This window comes from Streptomyces sp. NPDC048516 (assembly GCF_043199875.1).
In the GTDB taxonomy this organism is placed as follows: Bacteria; Actinomycetota; Actinomycetes; order Streptomycetales; family Streptomycetaceae; genus Streptomyces.
Map to the genome: position 1 here is coordinate 91,393 of NZ_JBICWS010000004.1, position 20,791 is coordinate 112,183.

Below are 20,791 nucleotides of genomic sequence, written 5' to 3' on the forward strand. Positions count from 1 at the left end.
CGCACGATTCCCGTGAGCGCTGGTGCTTCGCCATCACGGCCGACGATGATGTCACCGGTCTGGTGAAATTCCGCGAGCGCGGGCAGAGGCACGCCACCATGAGCTACGTCCTGCGCGAGGACACCTGGGGCAACGGCTAGGCAACGGAAGCCGTCAAGCAGACCGTTGCTTACGCCTTCACCAATGCGGGGATCACCCGCTTCAGTGCCAAACACCACCCTGACAACCCGGCCTCCGGCCGGGTCTTGATCAAGGCCGGATTCGTCCTGACCGGCACCACGCCCACCGGCCCCGCACTCGGCCGATCCGGGGTCGACTTCCTGGTGTACGAAATCCGCCGGCCACAAGATCCTGACAACCGGACATAGCCGAGTACGGACTCGGGCATGGGGCAACCGGGGGCGGGCAATAACAGCCACCGTCTCTGAGACCCTGGACGAGGAGCTGCGTGATCTCAAGAGCCGCGGGTGTGCTGATGCCAGAGAGCCGCCCGGTCCACCTTTGACCGCTGATCACTTACCGCGGCAGAACATGCTCACATCATCCAATCCGTCTCCCGCAGCTCCTGCGGTACGTTCGTCTTTGAGCAGTGCCTGGATCGCCGTAATTACTGGGGACGATACAGAGCCATGCAGTCTGGCCAGGTGCCCTAGGGCGACTGCAGCTGTCTTCCTGACACCTACATCAGGGTGTTGAGAAAGGAGGACGATCCATCGCTCTACCCATTCTCGGTCTTCGCTGTTCAGTGCCGCAGCGATGAGCGTCTCGCTGATCGCTGGCGGGTCCCCCTCGGTGAAGACTCGCTCTGATTCTTCCTTGGGCAACGGTACAGGGGACTTGTATTCCATCTTCTCTGAGCTTTCCTTGGAATGTTCTTCCGGATTTCATTCAAGAGTATCGGCTAATCGGAAGGCGGGAGGATCTTTCCCTTCTTGTTGACCAGTCCGGCTTTCCTCAAGGCTGATTGCTGAGCCGGGCTCAACTCATCCCATGTTCGCATATGGCCGTGATAAATTCCCGTCCCGTTATGGGTTTCATCGAATAGGGCAAATTCGCCAGTTTCGTGATTCGCGGCAACCCGGCGTGTGGTATTGGGGTTGAAGGGTATTGATTGCTGCAGGGTGCCCTCGGGGTCTTTTGGCTCGGGTGCGGCGTTGCCGCGCTGTGTTTTGCCGTGCTTGGGGCTCGGCTCAAACCGGATGCCATCGGGCTTATCGCCGTCGCACTTTTTCAGCCCCAGGGCATCAAACCATCGCGACGTGTTGGGTACGAAGGCGTGATGGTTGGGGCCGGCCTCGAGACCCAGGCGGTCCGGGCTGATGTAACGGGCTGTCTGCGGGTCGTAGTAACGCTGGTTGTTGTAGTGGAGGCCGGTCTCGTCATCCGCGTACTGGCCGGGGAAGCGCAGAGGACACGTGGTGGCATCGGCTCCCGTGGGCACGGAACGGGGTACGCCCCAGACGGTGGTGCGGGATTGCCAGGCGAGTTCGCCCTCGACAGTGAGGAGCTCGGTGGGCGTGCCGACCAGGTCGGCGACTATGGCGTAGAACCGAGTGTCGTAGTCGGATTCCGGTACGTCGCCACCGTTGCGCCACTGTGTTCGGGGGTCCGTAGGCCGGGGCCGGCGTTCGGTTTGGGTGAGGGGACGGTGAGTGTCTGGAGCGTAGTCCCACGTCAAGGTGGCGGTGTTGGTGGTTTGCTCGGCGAGACGAGTGGCATCCCAGGAGAAGTCGGTCTGGGAAATGACCGCGCCGTCTTCGGTGACATGTTGCTTTGCGATGCGGCGACCGAGTGGGTCATACAGGTAGTGCCAGCGTGCGCCATCAGGCGTGATGACGTCGGTAAGCTTGTCCTGGGCGTCCCAAGTATAGGTACAAGTGCGCTTTTGGCCGTTGAGAAGACGCCGGGTGGTGCGTATCAGGCGGCCTTGCGCGTCGTGTTCGTAAGTGTCTCGTCCGACGTTTCGTATGAGGGTACCGATGAATTCGCGGTCGCCGGGATCGGCTAGTCCCGGAGCGGTTCCGTGGGTGAGGTTGTCGGCGCCGTCATAGGCGTAGCGTTCGCACCAGTCTGTGGCTCGGACACTTGTGACGCGGCCGATACGATCCAGGTCGAAGCGGCGGGTTCCGTTTGCCAGGTCGTGGATTTCGGTGAGATAGCCATCCGCGCGGTAAGCGTAGCGGCGTTGTTGCAGCAGTTGGTTAGCTGCTTCGGGGTGAGTGGTCGATACTTCCTGCGCGGTGAGGCGATCGGCGCTGTCCCAGGCTTGCGTGAGGATGCTGTGGTCACCGAACCGGCGCTGGACTTCGCGGCCGGCCTCGTCGTAGGCGAAGGTGAGATCGCCTGCCGACGAACGGAGCTGTGTGGGACTGCCTGCGGCGTTGTAGCTCCAGGTAGAGATGTGGCCGCTGGGGGTGGTGCGCGAGGTGCGGCGGCCCACTGCGTCATAGGTGTAGCGGGTGGTACGGCCATTGACTGTCTCTGCAGCCACGCGTCCTAGGCCATCGCGTTCGTACGTCACCGCAACATCGATGTTGGCCATGGCTGTGAGGTGACCGTCCGGGTCGTACGCGAAGGTCGTAGGGGAGCCTGAGGACGGGCATTGCTCGGTGGTACGACCTCTGACGTCGCGCGTGAACGTTACTGTTTCGCCGGCGCCGTTCGTGCGGGCGACCAGCCGACCGGCGGCGTCGTGGCTGTACGTGAGAGTTCGGCCGTTGAAATCTGTTTCGGCGGTGAGGCGGCCCGCCGGATCGTATTCGTATGTCCAGGCCAGGCCCTGAGGATTAGTGACGCGGGTGAGCCTGAGTTCGGTGTCATACGAGAAAGTGTGGGTTTGCCCCTCAGCGTCCGTGCGCGTCGCGCGCTCGTCGAAGTGTGTATGGGTGTAGCGGGTCGCGTTCCCGGCCGGGTCGGTGTGGGCGACGAGATTGCCCTCGGCATCCCATTCCCAGCTCTCGCAGGTGCCGTCTGGGGCTTTGAGCCACGCCGGCTTTCCCTCCGGGGTCCAAGTCATGAAGGTGGTGCGCCCAAGTGGAGCGAAAATCGCTGTGGGTCGGCCGAACGTATCGCGCTTCACGGTGGTGGCTTGACCGAGTGCGTCGGTCACCGTGGACGGCAGGCCAGCGGCGTTGTTCTGGATCCAGCGCGTGTTCCCGAGTGCATCCGTGACACCTGTCAAGTGGCCCTGAGCGTCGTATGTGTAGCGCGTCTGGGCACCCATGGGATCGGTGACGGTGAGCCGGTTTCCGTATGGGCCGTACGTGTGTTGCCAGACGGCGCCACTCGGCTCGGTGATCCGCACGGGCTGGCCGTAGTGATCGTAGGCCGCGAAGGCGACAGAGCCGTCGGGGAGGGTGATACGGGTGACGTTGCCCTGCTCGTCGTGCTCGTAATGAGTGGTGTGGCCGAGCGGGTCGGTGACGGCTGCAATGGCGCCGCTTGTTATGTCGTAAGTGGTGTGAGTGGTGTGGCCCAATGAGTCAGACTCGGCGATGACCTTGGACACCTGGTTGTAACGGTAAGTCGTCTTGTGTCCGAGGGAGTCGGTGTAGACGGTGATGCGTTCGGCTTCGTCGTAGTGGAAGCTGCCGGACAGGATGCCGTTGTCCGGGCCGACGGTGTGCTTGACGCGGCCGCGGTGGTCGTAGAGGTAGCCGAAGCTGGTGCCATTGCGGTCAGTCCAGGACGTGATCCGGTCGGCCTCGTCATAGGTGAACTTCATGGGCAGACCCGAGGAGTTGCTGGCCACCGTGAGGTTGCCCGTCTCGTCGTAGCCGTACGACATCACCAGCGTGCCTGGGGCTTGCGGGTCGGCCGGGTCCACGACGCGGAGGGCGGTGATGCGCGGCATCTCGGGGTGCGTTTCAAGAACTACCCGGTAGCCGCCGTGGTGGTGAATCTCGGTGGGTCGGCCGGTGCCCGAGTCGTAGAGAAAGTCGATGTGACGGCCAGCCCGGTCCTCAATCGCGACCAGAGGCATACCCGTCTCGTCGTCGTGGCCAGGACGCGGCGCGAAGGTAAGCGTGCGGCCGGTGGGCAGGTCGGTGGTGATGGCGTAGGTGCCCTCGGCCGGATCATGGGTCAGAGGCCAGCGCGGTCCTGCCTGCGGGTGTGCCACGGTGCCGGGCTCGGGGTGGGGGTAGGCCAGCAGAATGCCGTCCTCGCCGGCGAACACAACGCCCTCTTCGTCGATTTCCAGGTGCTGGTCGAGGGTGGCGGCCCAACTCGGACCGAACCAGCCGCCCGCGGTGTAGGCAGACAGGTGCGTGCGTTCCAGGACCAGGGGGAGAGAGCCGGGCAGGGTGAGGTCGGTCTCGGGGAGCATCATCTCGCCGTTGACTGGGTTCACTGGCTCACCACACGTGGGCCGCTTTTTTACCGGCTCGCCGTTCTCATCCAGACGGCTGGCGACCTTCTTACGTCCCGCCAAGCCGTCACGAAGCCGGGAAAGCCAGCGAGCGGCCCGGCTGCCCTTCCCGCCAGCGGCGGCGGCACCACCACCCCCGGTGAGCAGGTCCAGCACGATGTCGGGAGCAAGCTGGCCGGCAGCGCGGGCAGGCTGCTGGGCCCACATATCCCAGTTCACCAGCCCCTTGGCGAACTCCTTGGGGTGCTGAACGCCGTAGCCGATGCCATCCAGGGTGGTAGCGATGGTCATCGCGTTCTTCTCGATGTTCCACGGCTGGGTGACCACAGAGGCAAGGTCCATCATGGCGTCGGCACCTTCGTAGACGCCCTGGAGGAACTCACGGCCCTTGTTGAACAGGTTCTCGAAGAAGCCCGGCTCATCCGGTGCTGCGTCGGCCGCGTCCCGCAACTTGCGTGCACAGTCACGCGCAGCCTCGGCGACCTCTTCGCGAAGGTGATTGAGGCGCTCCACGCAGTGGTTCATCGCCGTAGCGCCGGGATCGGTTTCCGGCGGTCGTTGCGGAAGTTGTTCGGCTTCGGCGTCGACGGCCTTGTTGTAGTCGTCGACCTGATGCTGGTATCTGCGGGAAGCTACGCGCGCCTCGGCCGCATCCTCGATGATCGGTCCGGCCTTGGCTTGTGCGAAGCGCAGGATGTCGGCGTAGTAGGCCAAAGCGTGGGCGGCTTTACCGAATTCCTCGTGTGCGGAGGCCAGAGTGGTGGGCAGTTTCCTGACGGCCTTGCGGAATTCGATGGCCGCGGTGCCGCTCCACTCGGCTTCGTCGACCTTCTTCAGGTTCCGTTGCGAGTCCCCGAACGCCTGAGCGTAGGTGTTCAGAATGTGGACAAGATCGGCCACCGCCTCCGGATCACCCGGGATCAGGTCCTTCTTACTCGCATCTGCCGATATGCCGCTCATGCCTGTGCTCCCCCGAGGATTCCCACGTTATCCAAATGCCGAGTCTTCGAAGCCCTGTTGGGCGTCATCGATGCCGTTGGGCCCGTCTGAGGGCGGCTTGTCTCCGCGCATCCGTTGCTGACCTTGGAAGAGCTTTCTTCCCAGACCCTCGCTCGGCATCATCGACAGATTGTCTTCGCTCGGTTTGAAGCCCTTGATGCCGTACTGCTCCGCCGTCTCGTACGCTTCGATCGTCTGGTTCAGCTTCGTCACGATCTCCTCGGCGTACTGCGCCAGCTGACCCATGCCATAGCCCCACTGCTCCAGGAAAGTCTGGCCGCTGTCGCGCACATCTTCCGCGCCTGGGTCTTTGAGGTATGCCTGAAGTTCGTCCTTCTCGTCTTTGATGCGCGTGGCCGCTGCCACCGAGTCAGTCAGCGGGACAAGCACTCGCGCCAAGGAATCGATCTCAACCTTGTAGTCGGCGCCGTCGCTCATCAGGTCCCCTGTTGGTCATCGTGTGGAGCTGCCGGTGCGGGGTCGAAGAACTGAGGGTGCGGCCCCAGCGCGTCCAATATGAACCGGTATCCGGCAGGCGCCAGCTCGGCCAGATCTGCGCCCGGTGCGGAAGCCCATGCGCACACACCCGCATAACGGGCCAACTCCATAAGAGAGGAGAAGACCGGAATCACGCCGCCGTCGCCCCCAGCGGGATCTGCGACAGTGAGAAAGCCTGGCCTCTCGGGCCGCTGGAAGAACAGTTCAGCCCGTGAGAACGCCGCGGCGAACTCTGCACTCGTACACTCCCCGGCAGCGAACTCAGCTGCCGTCTCCGGCAAAGATGCGCTGGTCGCGCTAAGTTTTCCGCCCCCGCCTTCATGCATGATCTGGACCCTTACACAGGATGAGAGCAGCGTGCAACATGCATCTCAGACAGCTGCTGACCGTCCCTGCTATCGAAGCCCCGGCTGCTACGGGCAACAGAAGGCAACACCGACAGAGTGACCACCTGCTGCTGCCAGACCTGCGATGCCTTCTCGTAGGTCACCGTGCCGAAGTGCCAGGTCAGCTACCCCGCCATGCGTGAGCGATGCGTGAGCGATGCGTGAGCGGACGCCCCTGGGAGAGGCGTCCCCAGCTGGATCACGGAGCATGACCGCCTCGGCCGAACGGGTGGGAAACGGGCGACGAAGCAGCAGTCATCAAACCCGTCATGCTCTACCCAGGACTTTCAATCCAGTAGCCCACCACATTCGCGCATGCACACCTACCGCCGGCACAGACGCACCCCTCCACACCCAGATCAGGCCCACGCGAGTCACCTCCCCCTCCCATCACAGGCCAGCCCTGCCCCAGCCCTTTAGCGCGGTACACCAGGGTCAGCAGCGGTCAAAACGACCGCCTCCGACAAGCAGCCCAGGCACAAATAATCGCAGTTCAGGGCGCCTTTGAACCCCGAGGCGCCATTGATTCCCAAGCTCAGAGCGCGGGTTCGATTCCCGTCACCCGCTCCATAACGAAGGCCCAGGTCAGCGACCTTGGCCAACCTATCTGGACTTCGAGGTGACGGTGGGGCAGGGAGCCGACGTCCAGGGAATGGCCACCATCCCCGTGGAGGAGTGCGGCTGCATCACTCTTATCGGCGTCTCGCCAGGCGAGGCCGCGCCTCTCGCGAAATGGCTGCGCGACGAGTTCAGCCCCTCCCCCGAACTCATCCGGTTCAGTAGCGAGGGGGCGATGGAAATCGGTGACGAGACCCATTGGGGGCTACCGGCCACTGGAAGTCAGGAAGAGATCGAGGAGGATCTCCGGGCGCATATCGCCTACATCGAAAGCCTCTGAATCCGCAGAGGCAAGACCATCACTTAGGCCCTGTTTCTCGGATCACGTTCGGAGCCAGATGGCGAGGGCTGCGAGTGACCGTACCGAGGTAGATGTAGGCGCGTTTCTCGGTGACGAGGTGGATCTTGGTGGTGAACCCGCCGCGGGAACGTCCCGGACACTCGCCGATCTGACCACCTCCTCCAGACGGACGGCCAGTCTCCGCCGTACCGGTCGACCCGGTTCGTCCCCCGCCCGGCCCCCCTTTGAGGAACGGCGGCCGGGGGCGTTTTCCTCGCGCCGGCGGCGTGCTGGTGGGCTCGCACGGCTGTCGAGTCCACCGACACCTCCCCGTCGATGCCGCCCCCGGCATCCTCGGCTGTCTGAATGCGGGACAGCAGCATCTGCCAGGTTCCCTCGGCTGACCAGCGGCGATGTCGTTTGTAGACCGTTTCCCACGGCCCGAACCGCTCGGGTAGGTCCCGCCACTGGACACCGGTCCGCACTCGGTACAGAACCCCGTTGATCACCGACGGTGATCGCTCCACCGACCACCACGCACACCACCAGGAGGTAAGAACGACTCCAGCCGATCCCACTCCGCATTCGTCAGATCCCCACGGCCCATACAGCCAGCCTGACGCCAACACTCCACCCGCGTCAGGAGATCCGAGAAACAGTGCATAGTGCACCACCAGACGCTCAAGGGGAGCTTCGCAGCGACTCCGGGCAATCAGTCGAACCGTAGACACTCCAGCGGTACCGGCCGGACGACTTCCCCGCTCGGGGCCGCCGCGAGCATCACGGGATTGGCCTGGTTGTGCGGCCGATGTCCGGCGAGGGCTATGCCGCCTTCGGTCCGCCACCCCCCGCAAGCACCAGCGTACGCGCGCATGCCGCCCAGGCCCTGTGGCACCTGGGTGGCATGCCGCCGCTTCACATGTGCCGTTCCGATGCTCCGGTTACGGTGCCGGGGACCCTCACCGGCGGCAGGGGCAGGAGACAGGCGAGCGGATACGAGAGGCTCCCTTGCTGCCGTGCGCACTGATGACGGTTCTTGGGGCATTTATTTGCCCATGCATTGTCCATCTACTGAACGTCGTCTGATGAGCTGGGCAGGGATGCGATCGGGGGGATCAGTATGGCGATCGAGCTGCCTGGTCAGGTGGTGTCGTTCCTGCAGTTCATCGGGGTGAACTGGCCGGACATCAACGAGGACAAGGTCCGCGAATTCGGTTCCCACGTACGGGATTTTGCGCAGAAGGTGGATGACACCCACAAGGACTCCACTGCCACGATCAAGCAGCTGGAAGACGTGTATCAGGGCGCATCGTACGAGGCGCTGCTGGCCAAGTGGGGCCAGATGTCCGACAGCCACATGACGGACCTGGTCAACGCCTGTCACACAGTCGCCGACGCACTGGACGTCGCAGCCGACACGATCGTGGCAATGAAGCTGGAAGCCATCACCGAACTCACCGTGCTGGCCATCACGTTCATCGCCGACCAGGCCGCCGCGGTCGCCACGCTCGGGATCGCGGAAGCGGCCGAAGCGCTGGTCATCGAAGCCGCCGAAAAGCTCATGGACTACCTCGTCCAGCAGCTGGAGCAGTACATCATCGGCCAGGTCATCGAGGCGGCCATCGATCCCCTCGTCGAGACGGTCGGCAAAGCGGTGGGCGGCCTGGTCTTCCAGGCTGCCGAGTCCGCTCTCGGCGTCCCTGCCGGCGGGGCAGGGGGACGAGCCGGCGAGAGCTTCTCCATCCATCCGGAGGCGATGCACGCGCGCGCGGAAAAGCTGCACGCACACGCACGGACGGTGGCCGGGCACGCCGCCGAATTCGAAACGAAGGCTGCGGGGGCGAGCTTCGTATGACCAATCCCATCGTCAAGGCGCTGGAGCACGGCGCGGCGAAGCTCGGCAAAGCTCTCGGCAAGGACGCGGGCAAGGCGGTCCAGGACCTGTATCACGGAACAGGTCACCGGATGAAGCAGGTCGCCACCAACCACGCCGAGAATGACGCCAAGCACGCCGCGGAACTCGGCAAGCTCATTAAGGGCGGCGAGAAAGACCTCAAGGCGCCCCACACGGGTCCCGGCCCATCCCTCAACTCCTCTGGAAGCAAAGGAGCCAAGGGACCAGGCCGTGAGCAGACGGACAGCAGCCATCCGAACAACTCCACACGCCCGCCCGACACGGTCAACTCCGGGCAGAGCGACCCGGTGGACATGGCCAGCGGCAGGATGTTTCTGCCTCAGCAGGACATCGCGCTGGAGGGAACTCTGCCCCTGGACTTCACCCGCCGTGTGGAGTCGGGCTATCGAGCCGGACACTGGTTCGGCCCGTCATGGTCGTCGACAGCAGACCAGCGTCTGGAGATCGACGACCAGGGCATCATCTTCGTCGCCGAAGACGGCCTTCTCCTGTCCTACCCGCACCCCGAAGCTGGTGAGGAGGTACTGCCCTTCCACGGGCCGCAATGGCCCCTGACGCTGACCGAGCAGGGCGACTGGGCGCTGCAGCGGCCAGACACCGGCCACACGCGGTACTTCCTCCCGGCTGCACACGACGCCGGACTCGCCCTGCTGGACGAAATCAGCGACCGCAACGGCAACCGGATCACGTTCGACTACGACGACCGGACCGGAGCACCGGTCGCCATTCGTCACGGAGCCGGCCATCGTCTCTTCCTCACCACGGAGGACGACCGGATCACCGCCCTCCATCTCGCAGGTGCGGCACCTGATGGCGGCGACCAGCTGATCAGGCAGTACCAGTACACCGATGGCCACCTCACCACCGTCACCGGCGCTGACGGACAGCCGCTGAGCTTCGGATACGACGCCCGGGGCCGCGTCACCTCGTGGACGGACAGCAACCTGCGCCGTTACGAGTACCAGTACGACGATCAAGACCGCTGCCTCGCCGAAGGCGGCGAGGACGGACACGTCAGCCTTCGCTTCACCTACGGTGCCGCCGATCTCACCACCGGGCTTCGCGTCACCACCGCCACCGACGCCGAGGGCAACGCCACCCGCTACACGGTCAACGAACGGCTCCAGATCGTCGCCGAGACCGATCCGCTCGGCAACACGATCCGCACCGAGCACGACAGCCACGACCGGATCACGGCCGTGACGGACGCCCTCGGCCGACGGACCACGTTCGACCATGACGAGCACGGACGAACGACGGCCATACACCGGCCGGACGGCACCCGGACCACTGTTGCCTACTCCGACCTGCACCTACCCGTAGAGGTCACAGCGCCGGACGGAACGGTGTGGCGGCAGGAGTACGACGCACGCGGCAACCGCACCGCGGTCGTGGACCCCGCCGGCGCCACCACGCGGTACGCCTATGACAGCCTTGGCCACCTCGCCTCGGTCACCGACGCGCTGGGCCAGGTCACTCAGCTGACCTGTGACGCAGCGGGCCGGGTCCTCAGCAGCGTTGATCCGACCGGCGCTCGGACAAGCTGTCGGCGCGATCCCTTCGGGCGCGTCACCTCCCTCACTGATCCCCTGGGCGCCACCACGCGGCTGGCATGGACGACGAACGGCAGGCTGGCGGCACGAGTCCACCCGGACGCGACCGAGGAGACCTGGACGTATGACGGCGAGGACAACTGCACGAGCTACACGGATCAAGCAGGCCACACGACTCGATACGAGTGGACCCACTTCGACGTCCTGGCCGCCCGCATCGCTCCCGACGGAGCCCGCTACACCTACACCCATGACGCGCACCTGCGACTGACCGACGTCACCGACCCCCGCGGGCTGCGCTGGACGTATGACTACGACCCGGCCGGACGCCTCATCGGGGAAACCGACTTCGACGGTCGCACCCTGCGGTACGCCCACGACGCCGCCGGACAGCTCGTCTCACGCTCCAACGGCCTGGGCCAGATGACCAACTTCGAGCGTGATGCCCTCGGCAGGATCACGCTGAAACACACCGAGGACGAGGCCGTCGAGTTCCGCTACGACCCGGCCGGTCATCTGCTGAGGGCCGCCGGCCGGGATTCGACGGTGACCTACGAGCGTGACCTGCTAGGCCGAGTCGTGGCGGAGGAATGCGACGGTCGCACCGTCTCCTCCGCGTACGACGCCCTGGGGCGCCGCATTCGACGCACCACCCCTTCCGGAGCGGTGAGCACCTGGACGTACGACGCCGCCGGCAACCGCACAGCCATGGCCGCTTCCGGGCATGCGTTCACCTTCGACTTCGATCACGCGGGCCAGGAGACGGCACGGCACTTCGGTGACGCGATCACCCTCACCCAAGGGTGGGACGCACGGGGCCGCATGACCGGGCAGACCCTCACGGGACGCGGTCGGCAGCTCCAGACGCGTACGTACACCTACCGTGCTGATGACCATCTCACCGCGGTCACCGACCAGTTGAACGGCGACCGCGCCTACGAGCTGGATGCCGGCGGACGGGTGGTCGCCGTACAGGCGCAGGGGTGGTCGGAGCGGTATGCCTACGACGAAGCGGGAAACCAGACCGCGGGACAGTGGCCGGACCGGCACCCAGGCAAGGACGCGCAGGGTGAACGGACCTATGACCGCAACCGGCTGATCACGGCCGGGCGCATCCGCTACTCCTATGACGCCCAGGGCCGCGTCACCACCCGCGTCAAGACCCGGCTGTCCCGCAAGCCCGATGTCTGGTCCTACGAGTGGGACGCCCAGGACCGGCTCACCTCGGTGGTCACTCCCGACGGGGCTCGCTGGCGCTACTGCTACGACCCGCTGGGCCGCCGAACTGCCAAGGAACGGCTGGGCGCCGACAGCTGCACCGTTCTCCAGCGAACGGTTTTCACCTGGGACGGTTCCACCCTCGTCGAAGAGACCCAACATCTCGCCGGCCGCCCCGAGACCGTCACTCTGACCTGGGATTACGACGGCCAGGGCCCGATAGCACAGAGCGAACACAAGTCGCCGGCCGACACCGCACCCCAAGAGGAGATCGATCGGCGTTTCTACGCCATCGTCACCGACCTGGTCGGCGCGCCCCGGGAACTCGTCGACGAGACGGGCGACATCGCCTGGCGTGCCAGGTCCACCCTCTGGGGCGCCACCACGTGGCGCAACGAGGACACCGCCTACACGCCGATCCGCTTCCCCGGCCAGTACTTCGACGCGGAGACCCAGCTCCACTACAACCTGCACCGTTATTACGACCCCGAGACCGCGCGGTACACCGCGCCTGATCCGCTGGGCCTCGCACCGGCACCCAACCCCGCCACCTACGTGCACAATCCGCACACCTGGGCGGATCCCCTCGGCCTCTCCCCCGACTACATCACCGTCTACCGGAAGCAAACCGATCACCCCGGGAGCCAGCGGATCAAGGTCGGCCCGAACGGCGAGGTCAGCCTGCAGGGCAAGCAGTCGCTGTACGTGAACATGAGTGACGACATCAAGCACACCACGGAATATCGGAGTGGACAATCAAGGCCCGACGAAATCGTTGCCTTCGATATGCCCAAATCCTATCTTGAAAAAGTGCGCGAAACCGCCGTTCCGCAGGGCGCCCCGGAGGACTGGGAAGGCACCAAGCAAGACTGGAAGAAGTTCAAGAGCGACAGGCCAGAGATATCAGACCCGACCAAGGGGCCCGATCTGTATGGAATTCCCGCCAGGCTGCTTGACGATTTTATGGCGAATATCAAACCCAACTCTGGTAGGATGATCAAGGCTATGTAATGGGAGTGTGGATGCTTCACGAGATTGACGACCTGCGGCAGGAACGGCAGCGAGTGGAGGCCCGACCCCCGACCGAGGGAGCTCCACCCGTACTCACCGTCTTCGATGTCGATCCAGCGGTCGGCCCGCAGGACTACATCCGTCGGGTACGGACGGTACTGTCTGCCGTGCTCGATCTCGCCATTACCGAGTCCTTCGAGGATGACGACCTGCCGACCGAGGGCATTCCCGACTGGTTCGCGGCGGTGAGCGGTGCCACCGGGAGTGAGGTCACGGAGTTCTCCCGTCGCGGTATGGATCGCTACCACGCGGCAGTCAACGAAAAATCCTGGGACCTCCAGTGGTGGCTTTTCGAATTCGATCCCGACAGCGAGTTCCGAGGCTGGGCTTGGTGGGATGCCACACAGTCGAGGGACGGGCGGGTGCGTGTATGGACCGATAGCTGGGGCGAATCGTTCTTCGCCTGTGACGAACTGCGCTGGCTCCTGTACACGGCCGGCGCGGAGGAGGTATCGGGCCCCTTTCTGGCGGACACTCCGGAATGGGCGCAGGAAATCGCTGGGCAGTGAGGATGGGATCAACAGAGCAGCCCGTGCAAGTTGTTGGCAGCCGCTTTGTCCGCGCCCAGTACACGGCAGAGACAATCACCGTGTACCAGGCGTACCCTCCGGAGATCGCACTGCCGGCAGTCACCGCCGGTAAGTTCGTGGCACCCTTCAAACGCGACCGCATGACCTGGATCAAGCCCTCATTTCGGTGGATGATGTACCGCTCCGGCTGGGCAACCAAACCTGGCCAGGAACGAGTTCTGGCGATGCAGATCAGCCGGGCCGGGTTCGAATGGGCCCTGCGCCATGCCTGTCTGAGTCACTTCGAACCGGGCGTGCACGACAGTGAATCCGCCTGGCGGTCTCTGAAGTCAACGAGCCCGGTACGAGTGCAATGGGACCCTGAACGCGCCACCGACCTCTCGCCTCTGGCCGACCGCGCGATCCAAGTGGGATTGTCCGGCGAGGCCGTCGATCTGTATGTGGACCGATGGATCGTCGAACTCCGCGACATCACACCCCTGGTGCACGCCATCCACGAGGACGTGCGGGCCGGAAGACGGGACAGAGCCGACGCCACAATTCCTGCAGAGGTGCACTACCCCCTTCCCCCGGACCTTCGTCGCCGACTGGGCTCCTCTGGGTGAGGGCTGGCAAACTGCCCCCGGCGCGGGCGCGGAGGCCACCATCGGCCACTGATCGTGGTGGCGCCGCCCAGGAGCCGGGCCTCCAACTGGCCGACGCACGCCGCCCTGTTGATCGGAGTTCAGCGGCCGTCACGCCCACCGTCCGCATCGAGGGGGCGCAACGCCCCCGGGGGCCGGCCGCGGGCCGCCCGGAGACGGAACGCCGGACCGGCTTGCCCCGCTCGGTTCGGCAGGTGCGGACACCGGGTGCGGTGATCTCGTCGAGGGGCAGGCCCTCCAACCCGCGAGGACGCCCCGGCGACGCCGCCCCCGCCCGGCCCGGGCAGCTCGCTCCCCTTTGATTGCGCCGTTCCTGTCCTCCACTGGGCACTTGCCGCCAATTCATCGCTCCGGCGCCCCCCGACGACAGGGGTGGATCTTGCGAGATCATGCGACCCGCGTCCGAGACCAGGGGCCGAGGAGGAAGGCCGCGCCGCCTTGGCGCTCACTAGCTTGCAGTGCATGACTCTTGCTGTGTAAGGTACCGGGCATGGAAGAGACCTCCACCCCCCGTGCCCAGTGGCTGCGAGGAGTGCCGGACATGTGCCTGCCGGCCTTGATGGCGGAGTCTACGGATACGAGATGACCGTCCCGCTCGCCGAGGTCGGGCCCGATGTCGCCGACGGCTCGATCCACCCGGCGCCGGCGCGTCTGCGCAAACGCGGACTGGTCGAGATCGAACGCCGCAGCGGGGGCAGGGCCCCGCCCGTACCTACTACAGCCCCAGCGAGGCGGGCATGCGGATGCTCCGGGCGTGGGGCCGCGGCTGGGGCGAGTTCGCCACGAGCATCGGGTCCATCATCGGCCCACCTGCGCGGGAGGAATCATGACACTGACCGTCGATGACGCGATACACCAGGCCACGGAGACGTGGCGCCGCCTCGGTGTCGCACAGGACACTGCCGAGGAGATGGCTGCGGAGCTGGCCGCGGACCTGGCTGCCGCCTCCTCGGACGGCCGGTCGGTCACCGACTACCTCGGCAGGGACATCGAGGCGCTGGCCACCTCCTGGGCGGTCGAACGCGGTCTGCTGCCGGTGCGCCGTCATCTGAAGGAGACCGCCGTCGCGGCGGCCCAGGGCGCCGCCCTGCCCGCCCTTGCCGCCCTCGCCTTCTGGTATGTGTGCTGGTCCCATCTCCTGGACCCCAGCGGCGAATCCATGACCACCACGGCTGACGGCCATGTGGCACTGGAGGTGCGCAAGTTCGCCAATCCCGGCGTTCCTTTGATGTGGGTGGGCTTGCCCGTGTGCGTGCTTGCCGCCTTCTTCCTGATCCGGCGTGCCGTGCGCATGACGCTCCAGTACCACCACGCCGCTGCGATCGAAGCGACCGTGCCGGCCCTGGCCAAGGCGCTTCCCTTCATTCTCGCGGCAGCGGCCGGGCTGGGCGTCGCCATCGGCTTCTTCGGGTCCGCGGTGGTCGGGTACTTCCAGCTCCTGTTCACCATCCCCGTCGCGCTGGCCGGGATGACCGGCGCCGCCGCGGCCGGCGCCGCCTGGGTCCGCCACCGCACCTGCCCGCCGGCGGCCGCCGGTTGAAGCACTGACCGCAGGCCACCTGACCGTTCCCCGCACTCCTCGGGCACGGTCGCGTCGAATGGCCGGGCCGACGGCCACCGCATGACAGCAACCGCGAACGGTCGGGCCCCCACCGTGCCCTTCCGCCCGGTCAACAACGGTCCCCAGCGGTGTCTCAGCACACCGTCAGCGAACCTGACTTCATGGCATTCCCGCAGGTCAAGCGGGATTGTGTGAAGCAAGCCCCGTTGCTTCCCGTTCCCGAGCTCAGAGCGCGGGTTCGACTCCCGTCATCCGCTCCATAGCGTGAGCCCCAGGTCAGTGGCCTGGGGCTTGGTTTTTGCCTGAGGGCCCTCTGGGAAACCATGGCGTCGTCGGCACTCCGGATGAAGTGCGGTCCGCTGGATCATCAGCCGGCGATCGGATCATTCGCTGACGGAGGTGAGCGGGCGGCTTCTCCGGCGCCAAGCCCGCAGCAGCACCTCCGTGGCCCTGCCGGAGACAGGGAGCCTCGTCGGGGTTGCCGGAGCAACCTCGCGCGCTGCCAGGTCACACCGAAGCTAACGGACCGCGAGTTTCGGATGGTCGGTGTCGGGGAGCCAGTCGCGCTGCGGGTTGAACTCCAACCAGCGCCGGCTACGGCCGGCTTCGGTGAAGCCACGCAGCAAGGTGCCGAGCAGGGGGTGGCGGGACGACTCCCGCCAGGCCAGCGACCACGCGTACAGCGGTGTCGGCTCGACGAGCGGGATGCAGCGCAGGCCCGCGTGGTCCGGCAACGGCATGTCGGCGGGAAAGACGGTGAATCCCTCTGGATCGGTGCAAAGGTGCTGGATGAGGTGGTCCAGGCCCAGATTGGGACCGTCATGCCGCCGCGTGATCCGGAATTCGTCGGCGAAGCGGCGCAGGAAGTCCAAGCGGTTCAGTTCGGCCGGGCACCACAGGACGCTGTCGCGCAGCTCGGCCGGGCGCAGTGCGTCGGCGTCGGCCAGCGGGTGAGACGGGCTGACCACCACGTCGACGGGTTCCAGCCGCACCAGCCGCTGGGTGAGTCCCGCATCCCGGCCGTCGGGCAGCGGGTGTACCCGGCCGAATCCCAGGTCCGTGTCGCCGCGCAGCAGGGCTCCCGCGACCGACGGCCAGTCACGCCCCGGGCCCGGCTCCCACCGCACCGCACCGAGAGCCGGTACCGCGTCGGCGACCGTGCGCATCGGCGCGTACAGATGGCCCCAGGTGTCGATCCGTACGACCGGTGCGGCACCCGTCGCCGCCGCGATCGCCCGCTCGCCCGCCACCAGCGCCTCGCACGCGGCCGGCAGGAACCGCTCTCCCGCCTCGCTCAGTCGGATACCGCCCCGGCGCTCGAACAGCCGCACGCCCAGCAGTTCCTCCAGCCTCGCGACGCGCTTGGACAGCGCTTGCTGACTGGTGTTCAGCTCTTCGGCAGCCCGCCCGAAGTGCAGTGTCCCGGCGGTCGCGACAAAGGCGCGGACCAGGACGAGGTCGAGGTCCATGCCGCTGACCTTATGCGACAACCCCGCGTTGTCGCCCTGGCGGCTTGGTTGTTGGCCGGGCCGCCGCTCCCCGCGGTCGGATGGTCCCCGAAGCCACACCGAGGGGCGGCCCGAGGCCACCGAGGAGACGACCACGATGAAAGCCTTCGTACCGACCGGAGACCCCGCTGAGCCGGTCGTGCTCGCCGACGTCGCCGAGCCGACGCCACGCCCCGATGAGGCGCTGGTGAAGGTCGAGGCGTTCTCGGTCAACCGGGGCGAGATGTTCAAGTTGGAGAAGCCCGCGCCCGGCGAGCGCCCTGGCAAGGACATCTCAGGCCTGGTGGTGCAGCCGGCCGCCGACGGCAGCGGACCGTCCGGGATCACGCGGGTCGTCGGCCACCCCATGGCAGGCGGCTGGGCGGAGTACGTGGCGGTGCCGACCGACGCGCTCACCGAGCTCCCGGACAGCGTCTCCATGCTCCAGGGTGCGGCGCTGCCACTGGCCGGGCTCACAGCGCTGCGACTGCTGCGCGCTGCCGGACCGGTGCTGGGCCGGCGGGTACTGCTGACCGGTGCCTCCGGAGGCGTGGGCCACTTCGTCACCGAACTCGCGGCCGCCGCGGGGGCTCAGGTCACCGCTGTGGCCAGGAACGCCGAACGCGGTGCCCGGCTTGCCGAACTCGGCGCCGCCGGGACCGTCCACGACCTCGCCGACGCCCGAGGCCCCTACGACGTCGTGCTGGAGTCGACCGGCGGCAAGGCCCTCTCCCTCGCGCTCACCCGGCTCGCCAGGCGCGGCAGGCTCATCTGGTTCGGGCAGGCCAGCCGCACCGCGGCGACGCTCGACTTCTTCGACTTCTTCACCGGGCCCGAATCGGCTGTCATCCGCCACTTCCACTACCTCGACGCCGACACCCGCCTCGACGACGACCTGGCGACGCTGGTCCGGCTGACCGCCGAAGGCCGCCTGCACCCCGAGATCGGCCGCGTCACGGACTGGGCCGACACCGCGACCACCCTCACCGACCTGCGCGACCGCCGCATCCGCGGCAAGGCCGTCCTCACCTTGTCCTGAACCGCCCCTGCCTGCCCCGAACTGACCACTGCCTGTCCCGAACTGCCCACTGCCTGTCCCGAACTGCCCCTTGTCCTGAACCACCCCAGTCCTGAACCGCGCCGGAACGACCGGACGCACGAACGACCGAAGGAGCACGACCATGACCACCACCGCCGACCCCAGGGCCGTCGTCATCCGCTACGTCGAGGCCGTACGCGACGGCAACGCCGACGTCATCCAGGACAGCTTCGCCGCGGACGCAACCTGGCACTACCCGGGCGACCTGCCGGTCTCCAAGGTGTGGCACGGGCGGGACGAGATCATCAACGAGTTCCTCGGCAACATGGGAACGGTCTTCGTCCCCGGCACCGTGGAGATCGGGCTGGTCAGCACGATCGCCGAGGGCGACCGCGTCGTGGCCGAGTGGACCTCCAAGGCCACGACCGTGTACGGCGGCACCTACGACAATCGCTGCATCGGCATCTACACGGTCCGCGACGGCAAGATCACCTCCGTCGTCGAGTACGCCGACACCCAGCACGTGGCCGCGACCCTCTTCCCGGACCATGACTCCCGCCGGCCCGCCGGTACCGAGTGAGGCGCTTCCCGGACCTCCAGGCCGTGCCCTCCGCGTGCCCCAACTACCGGCACAGCCCACGACGGGCAGGCTGCTGACGAGGTGTTCGCGCCAGGCAGGCACGGACGCCTCGCATATCGAGACGCAGCTTCTCTGACCTGTGCCATCAGGTGGCTCGGCCTCATCCGTTCGCGCGGTGTGTTTGCGGGACGTGAGTGAGGCGTTTCCGGAACGTCAGTGGACCCGGGAAAAGTGGTGTGCACACCGCGGGAACGACCAAAAAAGCTCCCGCACGAAGGCAGGGGGAACCCCAATCATGCGTACTTCCCGGATTCGTACCGCCACCCTGGCCGCCGTCACCGCCGCACTGGCGCTGGGCCTGACCGCCTGCGGCGGCGCCGACGGCGGCTCGAAGGCGGCGGGCGGCGACAACGCCGCCGGTACCGCGCAGAGCCGGTCCGCGTCCGGCGGGGACGGCAAGGGCGGTGCGGAGCAGGCGAACGGCGGCGGTGGCGGCAAGGAGAGTGCGCGTTCGACGACCTCTTCGGGCGGGTCGGACGAGGTCGCGGGCAAGGGCACGACGGCCGGCGCCCAGCAGTGCCACGGCGACGAGATGCTGCTCACCGCGGTGCACCGGTTCGCCGGGAAGCAGGGCGACCACCTGCTGGTCACCGCGTCGAACAAGGGCAGCAAGCCGTGCTGGGTCACCTCGTACCCGGCCGTGAAGCTCGGTGACGTCGACAGCGCCGCACTGCCGCACTCGAAGAAGGACAACCCGGGCGGCGGCAAGCAGATCACGCTCCAGCCCGGCGGCACGGCCTACAGCGCGGTGAACCTCTTCGACTACGGCTCGAAGAACCACACGGCGCAGTCGTTCTCCCTCGCGCTGCGAGGCGCGGACGGTCACGACGGCCCCTCCTACTCCGTCGCCCTCAAGGGCGACAAGCCGCAGTTCAGCTGGAACGAGGCCGACGTGCTGAACTGGAGCACCGAGAAGCCGTACGACTTCTGACGGGCCGTTCGGGGCCACCGGCCGGCACTCGCAGCGCTCACCGGCCCGACGACGCTGATCCGCTCGGCGGCGTCCTCCAGGCAGAACGAGACATGGCGCGCGGACGCTACGCAGGTCCGGCCGTCACCGTGATCACGGCCGGCCGGTTGTCCGCAGGGCGCTCCCGTTTTCACCCGCCCCGCCGGTTCGGTCCGTGGCACGACGCCGGTGGACCGCCCACGTCACCGGGGGCGGAGCGACACCGCGTCGCCCCTGAAGATCAAGATCTGAGGCCCAGGTCGGCGACCTGGGCCTTGTTCGTCGTCCGGGCCGGTTCAGGGTCCCCCTCCATCCGAGACGTCCTCTTCGGCCTTCGCTGTCAGCCGGTTACGACGATGGGGCCGCTCGGTCTTCCCACCACCTGCCCTTGTGCGAGCTCGCCGTCAGACCGCGCAACGGGCGAAAGCCTGCACCCTGCCGGATTCGTTCGCGTCGTTCTGGAATCGGATCCTCCACTGTCTCTCGCCCACCGCACGGTTGCCCGTCACGTCGATGCTGGAGGAGGACACGAGCCAGCCACCGCTGAGGGCAAAGGTCCCCCTGGGGCAGGTGACGGTGACGATCTCGGTTTGGTTGGCCCCGATGGACCGGACCGGGCTCTCTGCGGTGACGACGCGGGGGTGGTCGTTCATGTTCGCAGCGAGTGCGGGGGACGCCAGGCCGACGGCCAACGCGGGGGCGGCGGCCAGGGCGAGGAGCTTGGTGCGGGACATGCTGTGACCTCTCTGAGTGGTTCGTGTGTTCTCGACGAATCGAACGCACGAACCCAGGCTAGGAACGGGGCGGACGGAACCGCCATCCGATGCGCACCGTTGGAGTGAGGGGGTGCGTACCCTCGGTCATCGATCGTTGATGGCGCTGCCGGAGGGACCGACCTCCCACCGGTGTCCAACTGGCCTCCGCACGCACTCCTGTTGAACCGCCATGCACCCCAAGCGCGCCCCACCGTGCCCTCACAGTGGTGAACAGTGGTGAACTGCGGTCATCGCGGGCCCCGGAGTACGCACCGGCAG

General features: G+C 66.5%; 16 protein-coding genes and 1 pseudogene. 10 read left to right on the top strand and 7 right to left on the bottom strand.

Annotated elements, in window-relative coordinates:
* The first annotated feature begins 191 nt into the window (after positions 1-191).
* On the top strand, positions 192-368 hold the full coding sequence (locus ACGFR7_RS10005; protein ID WP_393316518.1) for a GNAT family N-acetyltransferase: 177 nt from the start codon (positions 192-194) through the stop codon (positions 366-368).
* A 144-nt stretch (positions 369-512) separates the two neighbouring features.
* Here the strand turns inward: ACGFR7_RS10005 and ACGFR7_RS10010 are convergent, their stop codons facing one another.
* From ACGFR7_RS10010 to ACGFR7_RS10025, 4 genes are read right to left on the bottom strand one after another with little or no spacing between them, the layout of a single operon-like run.
* A complete protein-coding gene (locus ACGFR7_RS10010; RefSeq protein ID WP_393315629.1) occupies positions 513-848 on the bottom strand; it encodes a hypothetical protein in 336 nt (111 codons plus the stop codon).
* 53 nt (positions 849-901) lie between these two features.
* Positions 902-5,329, bottom strand: coding sequence for a putative T7SS-secreted protein (locus ACGFR7_RS10015; protein WP_393315632.1), 4,428 nt, complete (start codon positions 5,327-5,329; stop codon positions 902-904).
* 27 nt (positions 5,330-5,356) lie between these two features.
* Positions 5,357-5,806, bottom strand: a complete 450-nt coding sequence (locus tag ACGFR7_RS10020; RefSeq protein ID WP_393315635.1) for a WXG100 family type VII secretion target — start codon at positions 5,804-5,806, stop codon at positions 5,357-5,359.
* Positions 5,806-6,192: an SseB family protein gene (locus ACGFR7_RS10025; protein ID WP_393315638.1), complete on the bottom strand. Its 387-nt coding sequence runs from the start codon at positions 6,190-6,192 to the stop codon at positions 5,806-5,808. Before ACGFR7_RS10025 ends, ACGFR7_RS10020 begins: the two co-directional genes overlap by 1 nt.
* 712 nt (positions 6,193-6,904) lie before the next feature.
* On the opposite strand from ACGFR7_RS10025, the gene ACGFR7_RS10030 reads away from it, so the two are divergent.
* The gene (locus tag ACGFR7_RS10030; protein ID WP_393315641.1) at positions 6,905-7,150 is read left to right on the top strand and encodes a hypothetical protein; all 246 of its coding nucleotides are present in this window, start codon (positions 6,905-6,907) and stop codon (positions 7,148-7,150) included.
* 252 nt (positions 7,151-7,402) lie between these two features.
* On the opposite strand, the pseudogene ACGFR7_RS10035 reads toward ACGFR7_RS10030, so the two are convergent.
* A pseudogene (locus tag ACGFR7_RS10035) lies at positions 7,403-7,757 on the bottom strand (IS5 family transposase); the annotation flags it as partial.
* A 513-nt stretch (positions 7,758-8,270) separates the two neighbouring features.
* Between ACGFR7_RS10035 and ACGFR7_RS10040 the strand changes: the two are divergent.
* From ACGFR7_RS10040 to ACGFR7_RS10060, 5 genes are all read left to right on the top strand, one after another.
* Positions 8,271-9,005: a WXG100 family type VII secretion target gene (locus ACGFR7_RS10040; protein ID WP_393315644.1), complete on the top strand. Its 735-nt coding sequence runs from the start codon at positions 8,271-8,273 to the stop codon at positions 9,003-9,005.
* Positions 9,002-12,847, top strand: a complete 3,846-nt coding sequence (locus tag ACGFR7_RS10045) for an RHS repeat-associated core domain-containing protein (protein ID WP_393315647.1) — start codon at positions 9,002-9,004, stop codon at positions 12,845-12,847. The genes ACGFR7_RS10040 and ACGFR7_RS10045 overlap by 4 nt, the downstream gene beginning before the upstream one ends.
* Positions 12,848-12,858: 11 nt before the next feature.
* Positions 12,859-13,416 carry a hypothetical protein gene (locus ACGFR7_RS10050; protein ID WP_393315649.1) on the top strand — a complete coding sequence of 186 codons (558 nt, stop codon included), beginning with the start codon at positions 12,859-12,861 and terminating at the stop codon, positions 13,414-13,416.
* Positions 13,417-13,418: 2 nt separating this feature from the next.
* On the top strand, positions 13,419-14,042 hold the full coding sequence (locus ACGFR7_RS10055; protein ID WP_393315652.1) for a DUF4291 domain-containing protein: 624 nt from the start codon (positions 13,419-13,421) through the stop codon (positions 14,040-14,042).
* An 865-nt stretch (positions 14,043-14,907) separates the two neighbouring features.
* Positions 14,908-15,621 carry a hypothetical protein gene (locus ACGFR7_RS10060; protein ID WP_393315655.1) on the top strand — a complete coding sequence of 238 codons (714 nt, stop codon included), beginning with the start codon at positions 14,908-14,910 and terminating at the stop codon, positions 15,619-15,621.
* Positions 15,622-16,160: 539 nt separating this feature from the next.
* Here the strand turns inward: ACGFR7_RS10060 and ACGFR7_RS10065 are convergent.
* Entirely contained in the window at positions 16,161-17,111 is a 951-nt protein-coding gene (locus ACGFR7_RS10065; RefSeq protein ID WP_393315658.1) for a LysR family transcriptional regulator, read from the bottom strand.
* 136 nt (positions 17,112-17,247) lie between these two features.
* On the opposite strand from ACGFR7_RS10065, the gene ACGFR7_RS10070 reads away from it, so the two are divergent.
* From ACGFR7_RS10070 to ACGFR7_RS10080, 3 genes are all read left to right on the top strand, one after another.
* Positions 17,248-18,168, top strand: a complete 921-nt coding sequence (locus ACGFR7_RS10070) for a zinc-binding dehydrogenase (protein ID WP_393315661.1) — start codon at positions 17,248-17,250, stop codon at positions 18,166-18,168.
* A 142-nt stretch (positions 18,169-18,310) separates the two neighbouring features.
* Entirely contained in the window at positions 18,311-18,748 is a 438-nt protein-coding gene (locus ACGFR7_RS10075; protein WP_393315664.1) for a nuclear transport factor 2 family protein, read from the top strand.
* Positions 18,749-19,043: 295 nt separating this feature from the next.
* On the top strand, positions 19,044-19,739 hold the full coding sequence (locus ACGFR7_RS10080) for a DUF4232 domain-containing protein (RefSeq protein ID WP_393315667.1): 696 nt from the start codon (positions 19,044-19,046) through the stop codon (positions 19,737-19,739).
* Between the two features lie 422 nt (positions 19,740-20,161).
* Here the strand turns inward: ACGFR7_RS10080 and ACGFR7_RS10085 are convergent, their stop codons facing one another.
* Entirely contained in the window at positions 20,162-20,491 is a 330-nt protein-coding gene (locus ACGFR7_RS10085) for a hypothetical protein (RefSeq protein WP_393315669.1), read from the bottom strand.
* Between the last annotated feature and the right edge of the window lie 300 nt (positions 20,492-20,791).

Excerpts from the sequence above, each read along its gene's own strand:
- ACGFR7_RS10050 (WP_393315649.1), top strand. The coding sequence starts at position 12,859 with ATGCTTCACGAGATTGACGACCTGCGGCAGGAACGGCAGCGAGTGGAG.
- ACGFR7_RS10025 (WP_393315638.1), bottom strand. The coding sequence starts at position 6,192 with ATGCATGAAGGCGGGGGCGGAAAACTTAGCGCGACCAGCGCATCTTTG.
- ACGFR7_RS10070 (WP_393315661.1), top strand. The coding sequence starts at position 17,248 with ATGAAAGCCTTCGTACCGACCGGAGACCCCGCTGAGCCGGTCGTGCTC.
- ACGFR7_RS10040 (WP_393315644.1), top strand. The coding sequence starts at position 8,271 with ATGGCGATCGAGCTGCCTGGTCAGGTGGTGTCGTTCCTGCAGTTCATC.
- ACGFR7_RS10085 (WP_393315669.1), bottom strand. The coding sequence starts at position 20,491 with ATGTCCCGCACCAAGCTCCTCGCCCTGGCCGCCGCCCCCGCGTTGGCC.
- ACGFR7_RS10075 (WP_393315664.1), top strand. The coding sequence starts at position 18,311 with ATGACCACCACCGCCGACCCCAGGGCCGTCGTCATCCGCTACGTCGAG.
- ACGFR7_RS10015 (WP_393315632.1), bottom strand. The coding sequence starts at position 5,329 with ATGAGCGGCATATCGGCAGATGCGAGTAAGAAGGACCTGATCCCGGGT.
- ACGFR7_RS10020 (WP_393315635.1), bottom strand. The coding sequence starts at position 5,806 with ATGAGCGACGGCGCCGACTACAAGGTTGAGATCGATTCCTTGGCGCGA.
- ACGFR7_RS10065 (WP_393315658.1), bottom strand. The coding sequence starts at position 17,111 with ATGGACCTCGACCTCGTCCTGGTCCGCGCCTTTGTCGCGACCGCCGGG.
- ACGFR7_RS10060 (WP_393315655.1), top strand. The coding sequence starts at position 14,908 with ATGACACTGACCGTCGATGACGCGATACACCAGGCCACGGAGACGTGG.
- ACGFR7_RS10045 (WP_393315647.1), top strand. The coding sequence starts at position 9,002 with ATGACCAATCCCATCGTCAAGGCGCTGGAGCACGGCGCGGCGAAGCTC.
- ACGFR7_RS10055 (WP_393315652.1), top strand. The coding sequence starts at position 13,419 with ATGGGATCAACAGAGCAGCCCGTGCAAGTTGTTGGCAGCCGCTTTGTC.
- ACGFR7_RS10030 (WP_393315641.1), top strand. The coding sequence starts at position 6,905 with ATGGCCACCATCCCCGTGGAGGAGTGCGGCTGCATCACTCTTATCGGC.
- ACGFR7_RS10010 (WP_393315629.1), bottom strand. The coding sequence starts at position 848 with ATGGAATACAAGTCCCCTGTACCGTTGCCCAAGGAAGAATCAGAGCGA.
- ACGFR7_RS10080 (WP_393315667.1), top strand. The coding sequence starts at position 19,044 with ATGCGTACTTCCCGGATTCGTACCGCCACCCTGGCCGCCGTCACCGCC.